Here is a 19,146-nt window from a genome sequence, read left to right on the forward strand (position 1 = left end):
GGCCCGCCGCACGGCAGGCCGGCTGCAGTTTAATAGGTGTATTCCGCCGTAAAGCGCACGGAACGCGGCGCCGTGCGTCCATCGACCTGCAGGTAATTGCGGGAGATGGCGCCATGGTCTTCGCGCGTTTCGGTATAGCGGGTGACGGTCTGGCTGTTGAACACGTTGAACACGTCCACTTTCAGGCTCAGGCCTTTGACGGCGCTGGGAGTATAGGCCACATTCATGTCCAGCTGGGCTTGCCATGGCAGGCGGCCCTGGCTGCCGCGCGGCGCCGGCTTGCCGTTGCAATAGAAGTAGGAATCGCCGTAATTGCCCTCGAACTTCAGATTATCGGGCAACGCGCCGATGCAGTTGCGCGGCGCACCCGAGATCAGCGACAGGTTGGCGCCCACCATCACGTCCGGGATGACCTGCATGAAGCCGTAGGCCTTGAAGGCGTGGCGGTGGTCGCCAGGCAGATAGCCATACGCGTTGTACATCAGTTCCTTGTGGTCGTCGCTGACCGTCAGGCCCACGTCGCCGCCGCCAATGCTGTCCGTCTGGCCTTCCATATTGCCCTTCAGGCCGGACAAGGTGTAGGTCAGCTTGCCGTACCAGCCGTTCGTGTACGGGTGCTCGACGAACATGTTCAAGGCGCGGTAGGTGCGCGATGGCAGCGGGTTGCCCCACTCCGCCGCCGATATATCCACGCGGCGCAGGCCCTTGCCATCGTCAAAGTCCACCATCAGGCTGTTGTCGCGGCCCGGGTTGATGATGGCGCACTGGAAACCGCTCCAGTTAGCCGTATCGACGCTGTTGCGCGTGGCCCAGGCTTGCAGCGGACGCGCGTCGCAGCTGTCGTCGTTGGTGTCGTTCAGCTTGCGGTACAGGACGCTGGCGCCCACTACCAGCTTCTTGCTCAGGGCGCGTTCGAAACCCAGTGAGAATTCATCCTGCGACAGCGGCTTGAGGCCAACGGCCGTCACTTCGCGCGCATCGCGGCTCTGGCCATAGGCGTTGTTGGCCGAATACGGCTTGCTGATCGCATGCAGACCCGTCGGCGCGCCCGTGACGGGATCGACGCCCGTGTAGGTGAACATCTCGCTGGTGGCCAGGAAGGGGCTGGCCATGTTGCTCGACAAATTCGATGGCACCGGCAAGTGGTAGCGGCCGCCGTTGGCGAAGAATTTCAGGGTGCCGTCGCCCAGGTAATCCCAGGTGGCGCCCAGGCGCGGGGCGATCATGTTGCGCTGCGAAATGAAGGCCACGCCATCGCTGCTGTAGTTGGTGAACTGTTCCCGGCGCAGGCCCAGATCCAGCAGCACCCGTTCCGTGACCTGGTAGTGATCCTGGATGTACTGCGCCGATTGCACGCTGGTCGGACGCGCCAGGTTGGCATTGAGCTCCTTGCTGACGTAATAGCCCTGCTTGCCGTAGCCGTCGCCCTGGTACGGCGTTTCAAAGGCGCCGTTGATCGGCAGATTCGGATCCGTGGCCCGCTGGTAGTTCCAGCGGTAACCGCCGGCCAGGCTCAGGCCCACCTTCGATTCCACGTCGATGCGGTCGATGCCGCCGCGCAGCGAGTGCTTGCCCAGCTTGTATTCCAAGTCCAGGCGCTTGGCTTTCTGGCGGTCTTCCGAGGATGGGTCGACCAGGGTCCCCGTCACCGCCTGCGGATTGGCGTACGTCAGTCCAGGTACACGGGTATCGCTATTCGAGACCGTCTGCGCCAGGCTCGGATCGTAGCCATTCGGCGTGCGGCGGTGCGATGTGCGCGATTCGCCCATCATGGCCGTCACCGTCAGCTTGTCCGTCAGGTAGCCCGTGTACTTGAAGATGTCGACATTCGCGCCTGGCGCGGCCGACGAACCGCAGCAGTTGATGGTGGTCTCGCTGCCGCCGCCAGGCACGTTGTTGCGTTTCAAGGTGGCATAGTCGAAGCCATAGCTCTGGCTATCCGTTGTCGTGCGGTCATACAGCTTGGTATATTCAAAGTGATGGTCGTCCGTCAGGTTGTAGTCCAGCTTGGCCATCATGCGGTCAACCTTGCTCTTGCTCTCGCGCCAGCCGTTCGGCTGCACCTTGTCCGAGTCGTCGCGCGCACCGGCGACGGCGCCGCCGTCCGTGCGCGTCTGTTCCAGCGCCACGAAGGCGAACAGCTTGTTCTGGATCAGCGGCCCGCTGCCGTACAAACCGACGACCTTGCTGGTGCTGCCGTTATCGCGATTCCAGTACTTCAAGGTGCCATCCGTGCCCGGATTGGCGCCCGTGTTCGGGTAGTACCGGTTTTCCGTTGTCCCCTTCAGCGAACGGGGGATGATGGAGACCTTGCCGCCGAATTCGACCTTGTTGCCGCCGCTCTTGGTGGTGATGTTGATCACGCCGCCCGTGGAGCGGCCAAACTCCGAGCCGTAGCCGCCCGACAGCACCTGCAGGTTGGAAATCGCGCCAAACGGCAGCTCCGACGCGCCCACCTGGGTGAGGATATTCGTGATGGGGAAACCGTTGACGTAGAAGGCGTTTTCCGACTGGCCCGAGCCGCCGATCGATGGCGCATTGCCATACACGCTGTTGGTGCCGCGTGCCACGCCAGGCGTCAGCTGCACGATGGAAGCGACGTCATTTCCGACCGGCAGCGCTTTCAATTCCTTGGCGGTGAAGATCACGCCATTGTTCGTGTTCGATACGTCGATCGGGTTACGCGACGCCTTCACCACGACGGTTTGCTCCTGGCCCACGGAACCGGCCACGCTGGCCGGACCGAAGTTCGCTTCCGCACCGGCGCCGATCAGGGCTTCGACTTCCTGCGACGCTTCCACCGAACCGGCACGCAGCACGCGCACCGCATAGCGGCCTGGCGGCATGGAATTGGCCACATAGCGGCCCGACGTATCGGGCGTCAGAGTGCGCCGCACGCCCGTCGCCAGGTTTTCCAGCACGACGGTGGCACCGGCCGGTGCGCTCACTTCGCCGAAGATGGTACTGGTGGCGTTCGACTGTGCCCAGGCCTGGCCTGGCACGCCGGCCGCCAGGGCGATCACGATCGCGGCGGCGCGGCTGATGTCGCGCAATTTGAGTCGGGTGGTATGCATGCTGTGTCTCCGTCTATATCGAGGGTTATACGCGTCCTCCCCGCTCCGGGGCGGAGTCGGGGGGATGCCATTTTTATGGTGTTCGTCGGAAGGTAGCGCCAGACAGCCACACCTTTCGAGAAATCAGTCCGTATTGGCTGATTTTCGTTTTCTTGGGATTACTTTAAAAAGAAAAATAAGTATCGTCAACAAAAAGAAAGTTATAACGCGAATTTATCGTTAAACCGGGTAAATAAACGCGATTTATCTTTCGATTCAATCAGTGGCGCGGAAGATAACTTTCGTTATCGTGGTGTGACAGATACACACTTATGCAGGGAGGTGAGGAGGAACGGTGAAACGGCCCAAAAATCCGGGGGTAAAAACGCGAAAGCAGCCATGATGATCCGCTTTCACTTACGTTTATCTTTCGTATTATTCATTTCGGAATATTGTCTTTTCTTTTCCATGGCAATACCCCAGCCCGCACAGGCGGGCCGGGGCAAGGTCACGCCTTAAAAGAACTTGTAGCTCGCCGAGAGCGCAAACTGCCGGCCGAACAGGTCCTGGCTATGGTTGTAGCCTTCCCAGCCGTTCGGGTCGTAGTACGGCTGCTTGTTGAACGCGTTTTTCACGTTCAGGCCGATGTCCAGGTGCTTGATGGGCTTCCAGCTGAAGGCCAGGTTCACCGTGGTGTACGACGGCGCGCCCTTGCACTGGCCGGCCGGCAGCGAAACCGAGGCGGCGGTGCAGTTCTCCGGCGTGTTGTCCTTGTCCCAGGGACCATACGCCCAGCGCGTCTTGCCCGAGTAGTTGACGAACACGCTGCTGACGAAGTTGCGGTAGCTCCAGTCGGCATTCACGGTGGCGCGGTAGCGCGGCGAATCGTAGTAGCCGACGGTATTGCCCTTGATGTCGCTGCCGTCTTCGCTGTCATGGGTGTCGCGCTTGCGGATGGTGGCCGCGATGCCGGTGCTCAGCTTGCCCCAGTCACCGAGCGCAAAGCGCGTGCGCGCGTCGATGTCCACGCCGTCCATCAGAGTGCGGCCGCGGTTCGAATACGAGTTGATCAAGCCGCCCAGGTTGCCCACCGAGTAGCCGGGCACGCCGCCCGCGCACACGCCAGCATTGGCGGGATTGGCGCACATGGCCGCCACCGCCGCCACGTTGCCCCGGTCCGTATCGGTCAAGTCGTTGCGGATGGCGTTAGGCGTGCCGGCCAGCGTCGGGCCGTACTTGTCGACCAGTTCCGTAAACAGTTCGTTGAAGTCCTGGCGCACGATTTCATCGCGGCGGTTGATGAACCAGTAATCGATGGAAATGCTCACGTCCTTGGCCGGCTGCAGCACCAGGCCCACGGTCGAAATCTTGGCCTTTTCCGGACGCAGGTTCTGGTTCGGCGGCGTCAGGCCGCCCACCGTCGTGGCGCAATTCGAGTTCAGCAGGCTCTTGCCCAGGTCCGCATCCGTCGCCACTTTTGACTTCAGCAAGGCGCGCGCCATGGCATTCGTTTCATCGCAGCGCACCGTGTCACGGATGCCGCCCACCTGCGCAAAGACGCCGCCCGTGCCCGATTCGGCCAGGTTGGGCGCGCGGAAGCCTTCCGAATACGTCCCGCGCAGCATCAGGTCGGGCCGCGCGCGCCAGATCACGCCCAGCTTGGGCGCCAGGTTGGCGGCGAAATGCGGATATTTGTCCAGGCGCGCGGCCGCATTGACTTCCAGGGTGTCGCTGAGCGGCACCACCACTTCGCCAAACACGGCGGCGATGGTGCGCCGGCCATCGAACCAGGAACCGCCCTGCTGCGTGATCAGGCCATTGGCCGCATCCGCGTTGCCGGGCGTGAGAAAGCTCTCGCGCATGATGTTGGTACCCACGGCGGCGCGCACTTCGCGCTCACCCAGCTTGAACAGGGTGCCTTCCAGCTTGGCGTCCCATGTCATCAGCTTGGTCCAGGATTCGATGGCGAAGGTCGGATAGGCGCCGCGCACCAGCGCCGCGTTGGCTTCGCTGATTTCGCCGAACTTGTAGGCGGGATTGTCCGAGATATACGTGCGGCCGCTGACGGGGTCTTTCGTGAACGGGCCAAACGCCTGCTCGAAGCCCTTGATGTTGATGTTCGCCGTCTGGAACAGGGTCGAATGGCTGCCCGCCACGCTGAGCGCCGTTTCAAAATCCCAGCCGCCGCCGATGCTGCCGCGCAGGCCGACGAGCGCGCGGTAGTTTTCATCGACATTCTTCTGGCCGAAGTGGCCCGTCGCATCCTGCAGCAGGTAATTCAAGCCGGCCGCGCCGCCCATCTTGGCCAGCATGTCGGCATCGAGCTTGCCCTTCAGGTAGACGTTGTTCGGGCTGAGGAAAGGCGTGGCGAAGGTGTTCAGGGTATTGCCCGTGTTGCGAGAGAACCAGTTGTTCGTGCTGCCGCTGTTGAAGCTGGACGGACCATTCTCGCCCCGCATCTTGATGTGGGTGAAGGCGCCTTCCGCGAACGCTTCCATGTCGCCGCCCAGCTTCAGCCGGCCGCTCAGGTAAGCCGTGGCGCGCTCAGAGGTCGGACCCGTGTCGAGCTGGTTGGGCAGCGCATTCCATACGCAGCGCGTGCCCGACGCCTCGGTGATGCTGGTGTTGCAGCCAGGCGCGGCGCGCTGGGTGCGCGCATTGTTCTTCGCCTTGTCGAAGACAAAGAAGGTCCCCGGGTTCATCACGCCCGGCTCGCTGCCGACGCCCACGCGCATGTTCGGGATGAAATTGGGATTGTTCGCATAAAAATACGCGGGACGCTTCTTATAGGTGTCGGCCAGCGCGATGCGGTCGCGCTGGTAGACGTTCACCGAACCATAGATGTTGTAGCCGTCGCTGGCCAGGTCGCCCAGGCCATACAGCACACTGGCCTGGCGCTCGCCATAGGCTTTCACGCTGGGCGAAAACTCGCCATTGGCGCGCGCTTCCAGGCCCTGGTACGACTTTTTGGTGATCACGTTGATCACGCCGGCCACGGCATCGGAGCCATACACGGCCGAGGCACCGTCCGTCAAAATTTCCATGCGCTCGATGGCGGCGGCGGGAATGGCGTCAATATTGACGAACATGGTCTGGAAGCCGGCCGGCGCACCGTAGAAGGACAGGCGGCGGCCATTCAAGAGCACCAGCGTGCCCTGCGCCCCCATGCCGCGCAAGTTCGCTTGCGAACCGCCATCGGAACCCGTGAACATCGAGCGGAAGTCCTGCTGCGCCGGGCGGGCGGCAGGCAGGTTGTCGAGCACTTGCAGCAAGGTCAGCGCGCCCATGTTTTCGATCTGCTTGGCATTGATCACCTGTACCGGCGACGCCGTTTCAGCGTTGATGCGCTTCAGGCTGGAACCCGTCACTTCGACACGCGCCAGTTTCTCTTCCTCCGCTGCCAGCGCTGTCGACGCCAAGCCTACCGCCACCATGGCGGCCATCAGTTTTTTCAAGTGCATTCCTGTCTCCCTTATTATCAGTGGTTATCAGTGATTTGTTTTCGTCAGCTTGCAAGAGCCCCTCCCCGGTCCGAAGAGGGGCTCTTTTTTAGTGAAATGATTGATTGCTTAGCGCGGCTTGACGGTCGCGCCTTCCGTGCCGGTCAGCACGGCGTTGGCCCAGTTACCGCAGACCTGGGCCGGGTGGGCGCCGCGCGCACCCAGGGTGCGCAAACTGAGCTGGCTCAGGCCGCGCACGTCGATTTCGGGTTTGACCACCCCGGGAGCCGTGACCAGGCCGCTGTCATACAGCAGCCGCTCACCGCTCCAGACCTGGAATTGCAAGCCGCCCGCGCTGCGGCAGCTATCGTCCACGCCCAGGTCGGCGCGCAGCAGATTCCAGTTGCCGGCCAGCTGCAAGTCGATGCGGCTGGCTGGTCCCACGCCGAGGCCCTTGCGGAACCACAGCCCGTTCATGCGCATCTCGGCCGCCTTGCCGGCCGGCCGGTCTTTCGCGATATGCTTCGGCAGCGCCAGGTCCGACAGATAGCGCTGCACCTCCTCGCCTTCGGCCACGCGGTGCTCGAGCACGCGGAACTCGGACAAGGTGACAGGCGCCACGTCGGTGGCCAGCGCCGCGTCGTACGCGCGCGCCACCGGCCCCGCTTGCGCCGCCGTGACCATCGGGTCGGTGGACGCGGCGCCATCGCCTTCCGGATTTTGCGTGCTCATGACGCGGAAGCGCAGCAAGCGCCCGGCCGTGGCGGGGAAGTTGATCGTCTGCGTACCCTCTTGCAATTTGAGGGTGCCGCGCGCAAGCGCCGCGCCCCATTCGCCGTTGTTGTCGCCGATGTAGATTTCATAATCGCGCACCTGGCCATGCTTCCAGTGCTGGTCGTTGCGCGGCGCCAGTTCGATGCCGTCCACCAGGCGCCGTTCCGTAAAGCCGATCACCCATTCGTGCGGCCCGCTTTTCACGGACGGGCTGCGCACGGTGCGGAACCAGGTTTCCGGCTTGCCGTCGAAAGCGTTTTCCAGCGGATAGCCGCTTTCTTCGGCAGGACGCGCCACCACCTGCATGGCGTCGGACGGCAAGGCGCGGCCCGGCACGGGGGCGACCGGGAAGTCGGCATCGACTCTGGCCACGGCCAGCGCACCGGCAACCTGCAAAGCCAAGGGCTGGCGGATGTCCTGCGCCGCCACTTTCACGTGCAAGGTGCCTTGCCTGTCTGCCGCGTCGAAATACCAGCCTTCGACTGCCTTGTCGTAGGCGGCGCGCTCACCGGATGCCGCGATCAGTCGTTCGCCAGCGCGCACCGCTACCGGTGCCTGGCCCGCCAGCATGCGCAGCGCATAACCGCGGCGCGCTTCCTGGTCCTGGTACTGGCCATCGACGGCGCCGATGTCGACCTGCACATCGGCGCCCGTCTGGCGCATGCGGATGACTTGCTGGCTGAAGGCGCCGCCCTGGTACTGGCGCGTATTGCCGTCGTCTTCATACAGGGTGTAGTCGGAATCGCCGTGCGGGTAGATGTCGAGCGTGAGTTGATCCTTCGGCTTCTGGCCGTCGTACAGCATTTCCGGATACATGGGCAGGATGGCGCCGGCGCGCACGAACACGGGCAGTTTATCGAGCGTCACCTGCATGTCCAGGTCGCGCCCTTTCGCGTCCGCCGTGGCCTGACGGCCATCCCAGTAGTCGTACCACGTGCCCTGCGGCAGGTGGATGCCCTTGCGCCAGCCGCCGCTGACGGCCTGGCTGCGGTAGACGGGCGCCACCAGCACGTCGCGCCCCAGCAGGAATTGGTATTTATACGCTTCCGTGTAGGCGGCCGGGTCTTGCGGGTAATCCCACATCAGGCCGCGCACCAGCGGCGCGCCCGATTGCTCCGCTTCGCGCACGAGGGTATACATATACGGCGTGAGGCGCATCTTGAGTTTCAGATAGCGGCGGTTGATGTCGCGGTACGGCTCATCGAACCACCACGGATGCTTGCGTTCGGCCGCGGCCCAGCCGGACATGCCCATCAGGACGGGCGTAAAGCTTTTCCACTGCAAGTCGCGCAGATAGGTTTCCGGACTGCCGCCGAAGATGGCGTCCACGTCGCCCGATGCATACGCCTGGCCGGACAGGCCCGAGCCGATCAGGGTCGGGATGTGCCAGCGGATGTAGTCCCAGCTGGCGCTCTGGTCGCCCGTCCACGCCACGGCGTAGCGCTGGATGCCGGCCCAGCCCATCACCGTCCACAGGAAGGGGCGGCTGTCGGAGTTGTTCAGGATGCCATCATAGGCCGACTTGTTCGCGTCCATGGCAAACTGGTAGCCCTTGCCCGTCCACGCCACGTCCAGCTTTTGCACGCGGCTGCCCGCCTGGCCCACTTCCCAGGCGATCTTGTCGACGCCGTTTTCCGTCCACAGGCCCGTGCGAAAGCCATAGCCAGCCAGGCCCTTCACCGTTTCCGGCAAATTCGTGTAGCCGCAGCCGTAGCCGTCGTTGGGTAGAATCCAGCCGCCCGGCATGTCGTGTGCGCGGTACTGGCGCGCCACCGTCTCCACCACGTCGGGCGTCTTGCCCGTCGGGCCATCGGTCCAGCCCTTCGGCACGGAGCCCGGTTTTTTCACGTTGTCGCCATCGTTGTAGCAATCGGCGTCGCCGTATTCCAGCGCCCAGCGGGGCAGCATGCGCGCGCGGCCCGTCAAATCCGTGTAGCGGGCGACGACGTCGCGCAAGTCCTTGCCGACAAAGAAATACGCGTCGAAACGGCCTTCCGCGTGCTGCAGCGAGATCTGCTCCTTATCGCGCAAGTCGTAGTGCCCGTCGGACCAGGTATTGCGCAGCATGCCCCAGCCCCTTGAACTCATCAAAAATGGCGCGGGATTCGGGCGGTCGCCCTCTTCCCAGCCGCCCGAATACGACACGGGCACTTGCTTGCCCTTGAATTCGAAGCGGCCATTTTGCTGGCCGCCGCCAAAGTAACGCTCGCCCGGGAGGCTCGATAGCACCTGCACGCCCTGCTTGTCGTCGAGCGACAGCGGCTGCACTTCGCGCCACAGCGGCACCAGGTCGCCCTTGCGGTACAAGGTAAAGCGCAGCGGTTTGCGGTCGATGCGCAGGCTCAGGGCCTCGGTGCTGATCAGGATATGCCCGGGCTGCTCATTGATCTGGTACGCCACCTGCGCGGCAGGCTGGCCCACGACGATGGGCGCGGCCTTATCGCCCGGCCCCGTCAAGCCCGCCTTGCCGCCCGCCTGGATGCGCAGCACGTCCGCCTGCGGCAGGCTGATACGCAGCTGCACGCCCGTGTCGCTGCGCACATCCCAGCCCAGTGCCTCGCCCTTGGTCACGTCGGCCGCATGCACGGCACTCAAGCTTGTCAGGTTGCCGATAGGCGCGGCCTGCAGGCCCGGCGCGGCCAATGTGGCGAGGGCGGCGAGGACACAGGCGGCAAGGGCGCGGCGGGGAAGCGGGAGAGATTTCATCTATTGGCTTTCAGAAAATCGAAGTGATGGAAATACTTTAAGAAGAAAAATAAATATCGTCAATCAAAAGAAAGTTAAAGCGACAATTTATTAATAAAATGCCTAAAATTGGCGTGATTTTCTTACGTTTCGCCAAAATTTCACAAAACATACTTTCGTTATCGTCGCATTTCAGCGACAGGCGGCAGCGCAACAGGGTTTCATGCGGCACTGCAACACGATTGAAAGGGGATAAAACGACATTATTTCGCAAGCCATGTAACTATTTACTTTCGTTTTACTTTCGTATTTGACTTTTCGAAATTTAGTATTTATGCTTTCTCCAACAAACACTTTATTGACACTCCATGACTACCCTTCTTCAGCGTGACATTCAAACCTGGCGCGACATCGGCGGCCTGCACACGGCCGAGGAAATCGCCCACCAGCCGGCCATCTGGCGCGCGCTGGCCGGCATCTTGCGCAAGGAACAAGCCAGCCTGGCCGCCTTCCTGGGCGACGCGCTGTCCAATCCACAGCAACGCGTCATCCTGACGGGCGCCGGCAGCTCCGCCTATGTGGGCGAAATCGTCGTCGATACCCTGAATGCGGCCTGGCCCGCGCAAATCCGCGCCATCGCCACCACGACGTTGCTGACGCACCACGAGCTGTACCTGGAAGCGGATGCCCCTATCCTGCTCGTCTCGTTTGCCCGCAGCGGCGACAGCCCGGAAAGCCTGGCGGCCGTGGAACTGCTGCGCCAGGTCGTGCCCCGCGCGCGCTTCCTGAACATCACCTGCAACGCCGACGGCAAGCTGGCGCGCCAGGGCGCCAATGACAGCAACACCTATAACCTGCTGATGCCGGAAGGCAGCTGCGACCGCGGCTTCGCCATGACCAGCAGTTTCAGCAGCATGCTGCTGGCGGCCCTGTCGGTACTTGGCCAGGACACGGATTTGTCCCGCCTGGAGACCCTGGCGCAGCTGGGCGAACACGCCTTGCGCGACTGGTCCGCCGCCGTGGCGGACCTGGGCTCGACACCCGTACAGCGCGTCGTCTACCTGGGCAGCGGCCCGCTGGAAGCGCTGGCCAAGGAAGCGGCATTGAAAATCCTGGAATTGACGGGCGGCCGCGTGATGGCGATGGCAAATACCGCGCTGGGTTTCCGCCACGGCCCGAAATCGGCCGTCACCACGGAGTCGCTGGTAATCCTGCTGCGCAGCAGCAAGCCCTTGGCGCGCCAGTACGAAGACGACCTATTGAAAGAACTGCAGCGCGACAGCGTGGCGCAGACGTGCCTGACGGTAGGCATCGGCGGCGACCTGTCAGCCGACGCCCCGGCCTGGCCCGACGCCTGGCTGGCCCCGCTGTGGCTGCTGATGGCGCAGCAATATGCGCTGCACCAGTCCGCGCTGCTGCAACTGCGCCCCGACAATCCATTCGCCGGCGGCATCGTCAACCGTGTCGTGCAGGGCGTCACCATCTATGGCCATGACCAATTCTAATTCCATCCAGGGCTTTCACGGCATCGACATCGGCGGCAGCAAGATGGAGCTGGTCGCCTTTGCCGACCGCGACGGCGCGCTGGCCGAGGTATTCCGCGAACGGGTAGCCACGCCCGGTGACGATTTTGCCGCCTTCGTGCAAGCGATCGTCGACCTGGTGGCGCGCGGCGACCTGGCACTGGGCACGACGGCGCCCGTCGGCATCGGTTTACCCGGCGTGATCGACAGCGCCAGCGGCCGGCAACTGAGCTCCAACGTGCCGGCCCTGAACGGCCGCCTGGTGGCGCAAACCCTGCAGCAGGCCTTAAAACGCCCTGTCGCCATCGGCAACGATTGCCAGTGCTTCGCCCTGTCCGAAGCGCAAGGCGGCGCGGCCGGGAATGCCGCCAGCATGTTCGGCGCCATCCTCGGCACGGGCGCCGGCGGCGGCTACTGCGTGGGCGGCCAACTGCTGCGCGGCTTTAACGGCGTGGCCGGCGAATGGGGCCACTGGAGCCTGCCCGCCACCCTGCTGGTGCAGCACGGCCTGGCCGAATACCCCTGCCCGTGCGGCAAGACGGGCTGCCTGGAACGCTATGTCTCCGGCCCCGCCATGCGCAAAATCCACGCACATTTTGGCGGCGATGGCGCCGAACCGCTGGCGATCGTGGCGCGCGCCAACATGGGCGATGCCGTGGCCCAGCGCACGGTGGCCGTGCACCTCGACGTGCTGGGCCACGCGCTGGCCGGCCTGGTACTGGCCTACGACCCGCACGTCATCGTGCTCGGCGGCGGCCTGTCCAAACTGCCGCACCTGTACGACAAGCTGCCGGCCGCCGTGAAGCGCCATCTGTTCCCCGGCGTGCACGTGCCGCCCATTTTGCCACCCCGCTTTGGCGACGCCGGCGGCGCGCGCGGCGCGGCCCTTTTGATACGACAACATACCAAGGCGTCAACATGATGAAGCAAGTGGAAAACCCGACCTTTACCTTGTCCCCGATCCAGCAAGTGATCAAGGCACACCGCCGCGGCGAACGCGTGGGACTGTACGCCGTGTGCTGCAGCCACCCGAGCGTGCTGCGCGCCGCCATGCGCGTGGCCAGCGAGTACGACACCGTGCTGCTGGTCGAGGCGACCTCGAACCAGGTGGACCAGTTCGGCGGCTACACGGGCATGACGCCGGTCGTTTTCCGCGACACCATGCTGGCACTGGCGCGGGAACAGGGTTTCCCGACCGAACGCCTGGTGCTGGGCGGCGATCATCTGGGCCCGAACGCCTGGCAGCACCTCGATGCGGCCACCGCGATGGCCCACGCAGAGACCCTGATCGCCGCGTATGCGGCGGCCGGCTTCCATAAAATCCACCTCGATTGCAGCATGCGCTGCGTTGATGACCCTTTGCAGCTCGACGATGAAACCGTGGCGGCCCGCTCGGCGCGCCTGTGCCTCGTCGCCGAAACCGCGGCAGCGGCCGCCGGCTTCGCGCCGCCCGTCTACGTGATCGGCACGGAAGTGCCGATACCCGGCGGTGAAGCGTCCTTGGCGCAGGCCGGCGCCGTCACCAGCCCGCAGGCAGCGCACCGCACGCTGGACGTGCACCGCCGCGCCTTCCTGGATAACGACCTGCATGGCGCCTGGCGCCGTGTGATCGCCATGGTGGTGCAGCCGGGCGTCGATTTCGATCAGTGCAGCATCCAGCATTACGATGCGCCGGCGGCCGCCGAGCTGTCGGCCTTCGTCGCCGAGCAGCCCGGCCTCGTGTTCGAAGCCCATTCCACCGACTACCAGCGCGAATCGGCCCTGCACGCCATGGTGCGCGACCATTTCGCCATCCTGAAAGTGGGGCCGGCCGCCACCTTCGCCCTGCGCGAGGCGCTGTACGCGCTATGCCAGATCGAGCAGGAACTGCTGCCGGCACACGCCACTTCGCAGCTGATGCAAGTGCTCGACGATGTGATGCTGGCCAAGCCGAAGCACTGGGTCAAGCATTACCTGGGCACGCCGCAAGAACAACGCCTGATGCGCCGCTACGGCTTGAGCGACCGTTGCCGCTATTACTGGGGCGAGCCGGAAGTGGCGGCCAGCGTCGACAAGCTGCTGGCCAACCTGGACGGCCTGACGATTCCGCTGCCGCTGCTGAGCCAGCATTTGCCGGAACAGTACCTGGCCGTGGTGCAAGGCAGCCTGGCAGCCGAGGCGCCGGCCTTGATCGAGCACAAAATCGGCAGCTTGCTGGCGCAATATGCGCGCGCCTGCAACCGCAATACGGCCGTCCCCGTCGTTGCCGAAGCGGCAATCTGTTAAGCTCGATATTTTCATTTTTACTGAGCCCGCCACCATGCGAAATACCAGCCAACGCCGTGAATCCATCCTCCACATGCTTACCCAGCAGGGCTCGGTGCAAGTGACCGATCTGGTGGAAAAGCTCGGCGTGTCCGCGGTCACCATCCGCAGCGACTTGAATGCGCTGGAAGCGCAAGGCATGGCCACGCGCAGCCACGGCGGCGCGACCCTGACGCGCACGCCGCCGCTTGAACACACGATACGCCAGAAGGATGCCATCAACCACGAGCAAAAGGAGCGCATCGGCGCCTATGCGGCGCGGCTGGTGGAACCGGGCGATAACATCATCATCGACTCGGGCACCACCACCATCTCGCTGGCGCGCCATTTGCGCGACGCCACCGGCGTGACGGTGGCCACGAATGGCCTCAACATCGCCTGGGAACTGGCCGACGCGCCCGGCGTGGACCTGATCCTGACGGGCGGCCTGCTGCGCAAGCAGTCGCTGTCGATCCAGGGCAGCCAGGCGGAAACCTGTTTGCAGGCGTACAGCTTCGACAAGCTGTTTTTGGGCGTGGATGGCTTCGACCTGCAGTTTGGCGTCACCACCCACCACGAAGCGGAAGCGAGCCTGAACCACAAGATGGTGGAACGGGCCAAGAAAATCATCGTCCTCACGGACGCCTCCAAGTTCGGCCGCGTCAGCCTGCACCGCATCGTGCAGCTGGACCGCGTCGATACCGTCATCACCGATGCCAGCATCAGCCAGGAGTACCGCGAAGGGCTGCAAAAGCTGGGCATCGAACTTTTTATAGCGGAATAACACATGCTGAGCGGCAGAATCCTTACCCCATCTGGCTGGATCACGGGCACCATCACTTTTGACCAGCGTATCGTCCAGATACAAGAAGACCCTGCCGCCGACAGCGCGCTGACCATTTTGCCCGGTTTTATCGACCTGCACGTGCACGGCGCGGCCGGCGTCGACATCATGGAAGGCGGCAACGCGGGCGCCACCGTGGCGCAGGTACACGCGCGCCACGGCACCACGGCCCTGCTGGGCACCACCCTGACGGCGAAGGAACCGTCGATTTTGCGCGCCCTGCAAGGCCTGGCCGGCGTCATCGCCGAGCGTCCGGCCAACGGCGCGCGCATGCTGGGCGTGCACCTGGAAGGCCCGTTTTTGAATTTGCGCCGCCTGGGCGCACAGCCGCCCGACGTGGTGCAAGCGAGCCTGGCGCTGGTGCAGCGCTTCCACGCCATCGCGCCCATCAAGGTACTCACCATGGCGCCGGAAATCCCCGGCCACCTGGAACTGATCCCGCAACTGGTGGCCATGGGTATCCGCGTGCAGATCGGCCACAGCGCCGGCACGTATGACGAAGGCGTGGCCGCCCTGAAAGCCGGCGTCTCCGGTTTTACCCACCTGTACAACGGCATGACGGGCATGACGCACTACGACCCGGGCATGGTGGGCGCGGCGCTCGCGCATGCCGAATACGCGGAAATCATCCCCGACCTGCAGCACGTGGCCAAGGGCGCCCTGCGCGCGGCCTTGCGCGCCATCCCGCGCCTGTATGGCGTGACGGACGCCACCTCGGCCACCGGCATGCCCGATGGCGAATACGGCCTGGGCACGCAGCGCGTCTACAAATGCCTGGGCTGCGTGCGCCTGGCCACGGGCTCCTTGGCCGGCAGCGTGCTGACCATGGACCAGGCGCTGCGCAATTTCGTCGAGCTGGGCCTGGACCTGGCCGATGCCTCGAACCGTTTGTCGCTGTACCCGGCCGACTACCTGGGTGAATCCGCACGGGGCCGTTTGGCGCCCGGCGCCTGGGCCGATATCGTCGTCCTCGATCCCCAGTTACAGCCAGTGTCCGTCTTCGTCGAAGGCACGGCCATCGATCTTTCCACCCGCTAGACCACCTCAACTTACCTCAACCCCGTCCCGGAGTTACCATGCACGACACGTCACACAAGGCCCCCGTGTGGGCCATGCGCTACCTGCTATTTATTGCCGGCATGGGGGGATTGCTGTACGGCATAGACATCGGCATCATCGCCGGCGCCCTGCCCTATCTGGAATCGACGGCCTCCGTGGCATGGAAACTGACGGCCCAGCAACTGAGCTTTATCGTCGCCGCCGTGCTCCTCGGCTCCGTCCTGTCTTCTCTGTTCGCCGGCGCCCTGGCCGATATCCTGGGCCGGCGCTGGGTGATGTTCCTGGCCGGCGCCCTGTTCAGCGCCAGCATCCCGCTGATCGCCCTGGCCGACGGCTACACGCCGCTGCTGCTGGGCCGCCTGCTGCAAGGCATCAGCGGCGGCTTGATCGGCGTCGTCGTGCCCCTGTACCTGGCCGAATGCCTGCCCGCGCAACAGCGTGGACGCGGCGCCGCCCTGTTCCAGTTGCTGCTGACCATCGGCCTGGTGGCCGCCGCCCTGATCGGCCTGCAGCAAGCGCAGACGGTGGAAACGGCCACGCAGGCGGCGCAGGCGTTGCCGGAAGCGGGCCGCATCGCCGCCATCTTCACGGCCAAGGACCACGCCTGGCGCAGCATCTTCTGGGTCTGTTTGACGCCGGGCCTGGTGTTTACCATCGGCGCCCTGCTGCTGGCCGAGTCGCCGCGCTGGCTGGCGCAACGGGGCCGCATCGAGCAGGCGCGCCAGTCGCTGCTGCGCACGCGCCTGCCCGCCGCCGCCGACATCGAACTGCGCGAAATGCAAGACACGCCGGAAAACGCGGCCAAGGCCAGCGGCAAGGCGAAAGATCCGCTGCTGAGCCGCCGCTATGTGCTGCCCTTCCTGCTGGCCTGCCTGATCCTCGCCTGCACGCAGGCGACGGGCATCAATTCCATCCTCGCCTATGTCGTCAATATTTTGAACCAGGCGGGCCTGTCGGGCGCCTCGGCCAACATGGCGGACGTGCTGTTGAAGGTACTGAATGCCGTGATGACGGTGGTGGCCGTGCTGCTGGTCGATCGCAAGGGTCGCAAATTCCTGCTGATGCTGGGCACGGGCGGCATCGTCGTCTCGCTGCTGGCGGCCGGGCTGCTGTTCCGCGGCGCCGAAGCGCACCTGGCCGATGTGCGTCCCGCCATCGCCGCCCAGGTACAAGCCGATGGCCTGACCCTGCACCTCGATGCGCCCACCTTGACGGCGCTGGGCGCGGCGGCCGACGGCACGCCGCAGCAGCTGACAATCGCCTACGCCTACGGCCCGTTCACCAACGTGAAAAGCCTGCGCAGCGATGACCCAGTGCTGCGCCAGGTGTCCATCGCGCGCGACGACGCCGTGCAGGCCGACAGCGTGATCGGCGTGTTCTTCCGCAAGCTGCACCTGAACCCGTTCGCCGACCCGGCCGCCGGACGCGAGGCGCCGCTGCGCATCGAGAAGGCCAGCCTGGGCCCCGTGCCCTCGTCCTCGCACGGCTGGCTGGTGGCGATTGCCATCTGCGTGTTCGTTTCCAGCTTTGCCGTGGGACCGGGCGTGTGCGTGTGGCTGGCCCTGTCCGAACTGATGCCGACCCGCATCCGCTCGAACGGCATGAGCATCGCGCTGCTGGTGAACCAGTTCGTCTCGACGGTGATCGCCGCCATCTTCCTGCCCACCGTGGGCTTGCATGGCTACTCGACCTTGTTCTTCTTCGGCGCCGGCTGCACCGTGCTGTATTTCCTGGCCGCCGCCTTCCTGCTGCCGGAAACGAAGGGCAAGACCTTGGAAGAAATTGAAGCGCACTTTTCAAAGTAGACCAAAGTAACCATTTGTAGCAATCTCCTTTCCAGCTCCGGACCACCATCCGGGGCTGTTTTTTTGCCGGCAGAACAAGTTTACGGGGCTGGCGCGCACGGCACGACACAGTTTTCCTTCTGGAATCACGGGCGCGTGGGCTAGAATCTGGCTGCGTCGTGCTACTCACGAGGCGGCAATGGCGCCATGACAAAAACCACCAGGAGACACAGTGAGCTTATTTAGAACCAAGAATTTGGATGACATGATCGCCCACAGCAAGAAGCCGGGAGGTCTGGCCAAGGTGCTGGGACCGCTCGACCTTGTCCTCATGGGCATAGGCGCCATCGTCGGCACGGGCATTTTCGTGCTCACCGGCACGGGTGCGCTGACAGCCGGCCCCGCCCTGTCGCTGTCGTTCGTCGTGGCGGCCGTCGCCTGCTGCTTCGCCGCCCTGTGCTATGCGGAATTTGCCTCCACCGTGCCGGTGGCCGGCTCCATCTACACCTACAGCTATGCGACTTTGGGCGAGCTGGCCGCCTGGATGATAGGCTGGGACTTGCTGCTCGAGTACGGCCTGGCCGCGGCCGCCGTCTCCGTCGGCTGGTCCGGCTACTTCCAGTCGCTGCTGGCGGGCTTTGGCATCGCCCTGCCTGCGGCCCTGTCGGCCGCGCCGGGGGCCCTGCCGGGCGTGACGACCTTCATCAACCTGCCGGCCCTGGTCATCATGCTGCTGCTGACGGCCATGCTGGGATGGGGCGTGCGCGAATCGGCGCGCCTGAACAACATCATGGTGGCCATCAAGGTGGGCGTGGTGCTGCTGTTCATCATCTTTGGTGCGCGCCACGTGCAGCCGGCCAACTGGCAGCCCTACATGCCGTTCGGCTACCACGGCATGCTGAGCGCCGCCGCCCTCGTCTTCTTCGCCTTCATCGGTTTTGACGCCGTCACCTCGGCCGCCGAGGAAGTCAAGAAGCCGTCACGCGATTTGCCGATCGGCATCATCGGCTCGCTGGCCGTGTGCGCCGTGCTGTACGTGGTGGTCTCGGCCATCATGACGGGCATCGTGCCGTATCAAAAATTCCTCGGCGTCGACCATCCCGTCTCGCTGGCCCTGCAATATGCGGGGGAAAACTGGATCGCCGGCTTCGTTGACCTGGGCGCCATCCTCGGCATGACCACCGTCATTTTGGTGATGGCCTTCGGCCAGACGCGCATCATCTTCGCCATGTCGCGCGACGGCTTGCTGCCCAAGCGACTGTCGACCGTGCATCCGCGCTTCCACACGCCGTTCTTCGCCACCTGGCTGGTGGGCATCGTCTTCGGCCTGATCGCCGCGACGATCCCGCTCAACATCCTCGCCGAGCTGATCAACATTGGCACCCTGGCCGCCTTCACCATGGTGTCGATTGCCGTGGTGGTGCTGCGCAAGAAGCGCCCGGACCTGCCGCGCGCCTTCCGCTGCCCCGGCGTGCCCTACGTGCCGGCGCTGGCCGTGATCCTGTGCGTGGGCCTGATGACTTTCCTCAGCTGGGTCACCTGGATGGCCTTTAGCATCTGGCTGGTAATCGGCCTGGTCATCTACTTCGGCTACGCGCGCCGCCGTTCGCTGCTGCACCCGCCGCAGTAAAAAGTCCCGTGCAGCGACACATCCCGTCGCTGCCGCAGTTAAGATGGCGGTCTCGCAACCCTGCAGGCCGC

General features: G+C 64.3%; 10 protein-coding genes. 7 read left to right on the forward strand and 3 right to left on the reverse strand.

Features of this window, described 5'->3' with window-relative positions; translation table 11 throughout:
• Window positions 1-29: 29 nt before the first annotated feature.
• The 3 genes from O0882_RS11765 to O0882_RS11775 all read right to left on the reverse strand — a co-directional run bounded on the left by O0882_RS11765 (window position 30) and on the right by O0882_RS11775 (window position 9,973).
• Window positions 30-3,074: a TonB-dependent receptor gene (locus O0882_RS11765; RefSeq protein WP_289948100.1), complete on the reverse strand. Its 3,045-nt coding sequence runs from the start codon at window positions 3,072-3,074 to the stop codon at window positions 30-32.
• 494 nt (window positions 3,075-3,568) lie between these two features.
• Entirely contained in the window at window positions 3,569-6,514 is a 2,946-nt protein-coding gene (locus O0882_RS11770) for a TonB-dependent receptor (protein WP_289948101.1), read from the reverse strand.
• A 108-nt stretch (window positions 6,515-6,622) separates the two neighbouring features.
• Window positions 6,623-9,973, reverse strand: coding sequence for a TIM-barrel domain-containing protein (locus tag O0882_RS11775; protein WP_289948102.1), 3,351 nt, complete (start codon window positions 9,971-9,973; stop codon window positions 6,623-6,625).
• 347 nt (window positions 9,974-10,320) lie between these two features.
• On the opposite strand from O0882_RS11775, the gene O0882_RS11780 reads away from it, so the two are divergent.
• From O0882_RS11780 to O0882_RS11810, 7 genes are all read left to right on the forward strand, one after another.
• Window positions 10,321-11,457: an SIS domain-containing protein gene (locus O0882_RS11780; protein ID WP_289948104.1), complete on the forward strand. Its 1,137-nt coding sequence runs from the start codon at window positions 10,321-10,323 to the stop codon at window positions 11,455-11,457.
• Window positions 11,444-12,397 (forward strand): ROK family protein, encoded by a 954-nt coding sequence (locus O0882_RS11785; RefSeq protein WP_289948106.1) that lies wholly within the window; start codon window positions 11,444-11,446, stop codon window positions 12,395-12,397. The genes O0882_RS11780 and O0882_RS11785 overlap by 14 nt, the downstream gene beginning before the upstream one ends.
• Entirely contained in the window at window positions 12,397-13,740 is a 1,344-nt protein-coding gene (locus tag O0882_RS11790) for a D-tagatose-bisphosphate aldolase, class II, non-catalytic subunit (RefSeq protein ID WP_289948474.1), read from the forward strand. The genes O0882_RS11785 and O0882_RS11790 overlap by 1 nt, the downstream gene beginning before the upstream one ends.
• A gap of 34 nt (window positions 13,741-13,774) precedes the next feature.
• A complete protein-coding gene (locus tag O0882_RS11795; protein ID WP_096235221.1) occupies window positions 13,775-14,542 on the forward strand; it encodes a DeoR family transcriptional regulator in 768 nt (255 codons plus the stop codon).
• Window positions 14,543-14,545: 3 nt separating this feature from the next.
• A complete protein-coding gene (locus O0882_RS11800) occupies window positions 14,546-15,640 on the forward strand; it encodes an N-acetylglucosamine-6-phosphate deacetylase (protein ID WP_289948112.1) in 1,095 nt (364 codons plus the stop codon).
• 38 nt (window positions 15,641-15,678) lie between these two features.
• Window positions 15,679-17,466: an MFS transporter gene (locus O0882_RS11805; RefSeq protein ID WP_289948115.1), complete on the forward strand. Its 1,788-nt coding sequence runs from the start codon at window positions 15,679-15,681 to the stop codon at window positions 17,464-17,466.
• A 211-nt stretch (window positions 17,467-17,677) separates the two neighbouring features.
• On the forward strand, window positions 17,678-19,075 hold the full coding sequence (locus tag O0882_RS11810; RefSeq protein WP_289948116.1) for an amino acid permease: 1,398 nt from the start codon (window positions 17,678-17,680) through the stop codon (window positions 19,073-19,075).
• Window positions 19,076-19,146 lie beyond the last annotated feature (71 nt).

It is taken from the genome of Janthinobacterium sp. SUN073, from assembly GCF_030397665.1.
In the GTDB taxonomy this organism is placed as follows: domain Bacteria; phylum Pseudomonadota; class Gammaproteobacteria; order Burkholderiales; family Burkholderiaceae_D; genus Janthinobacterium.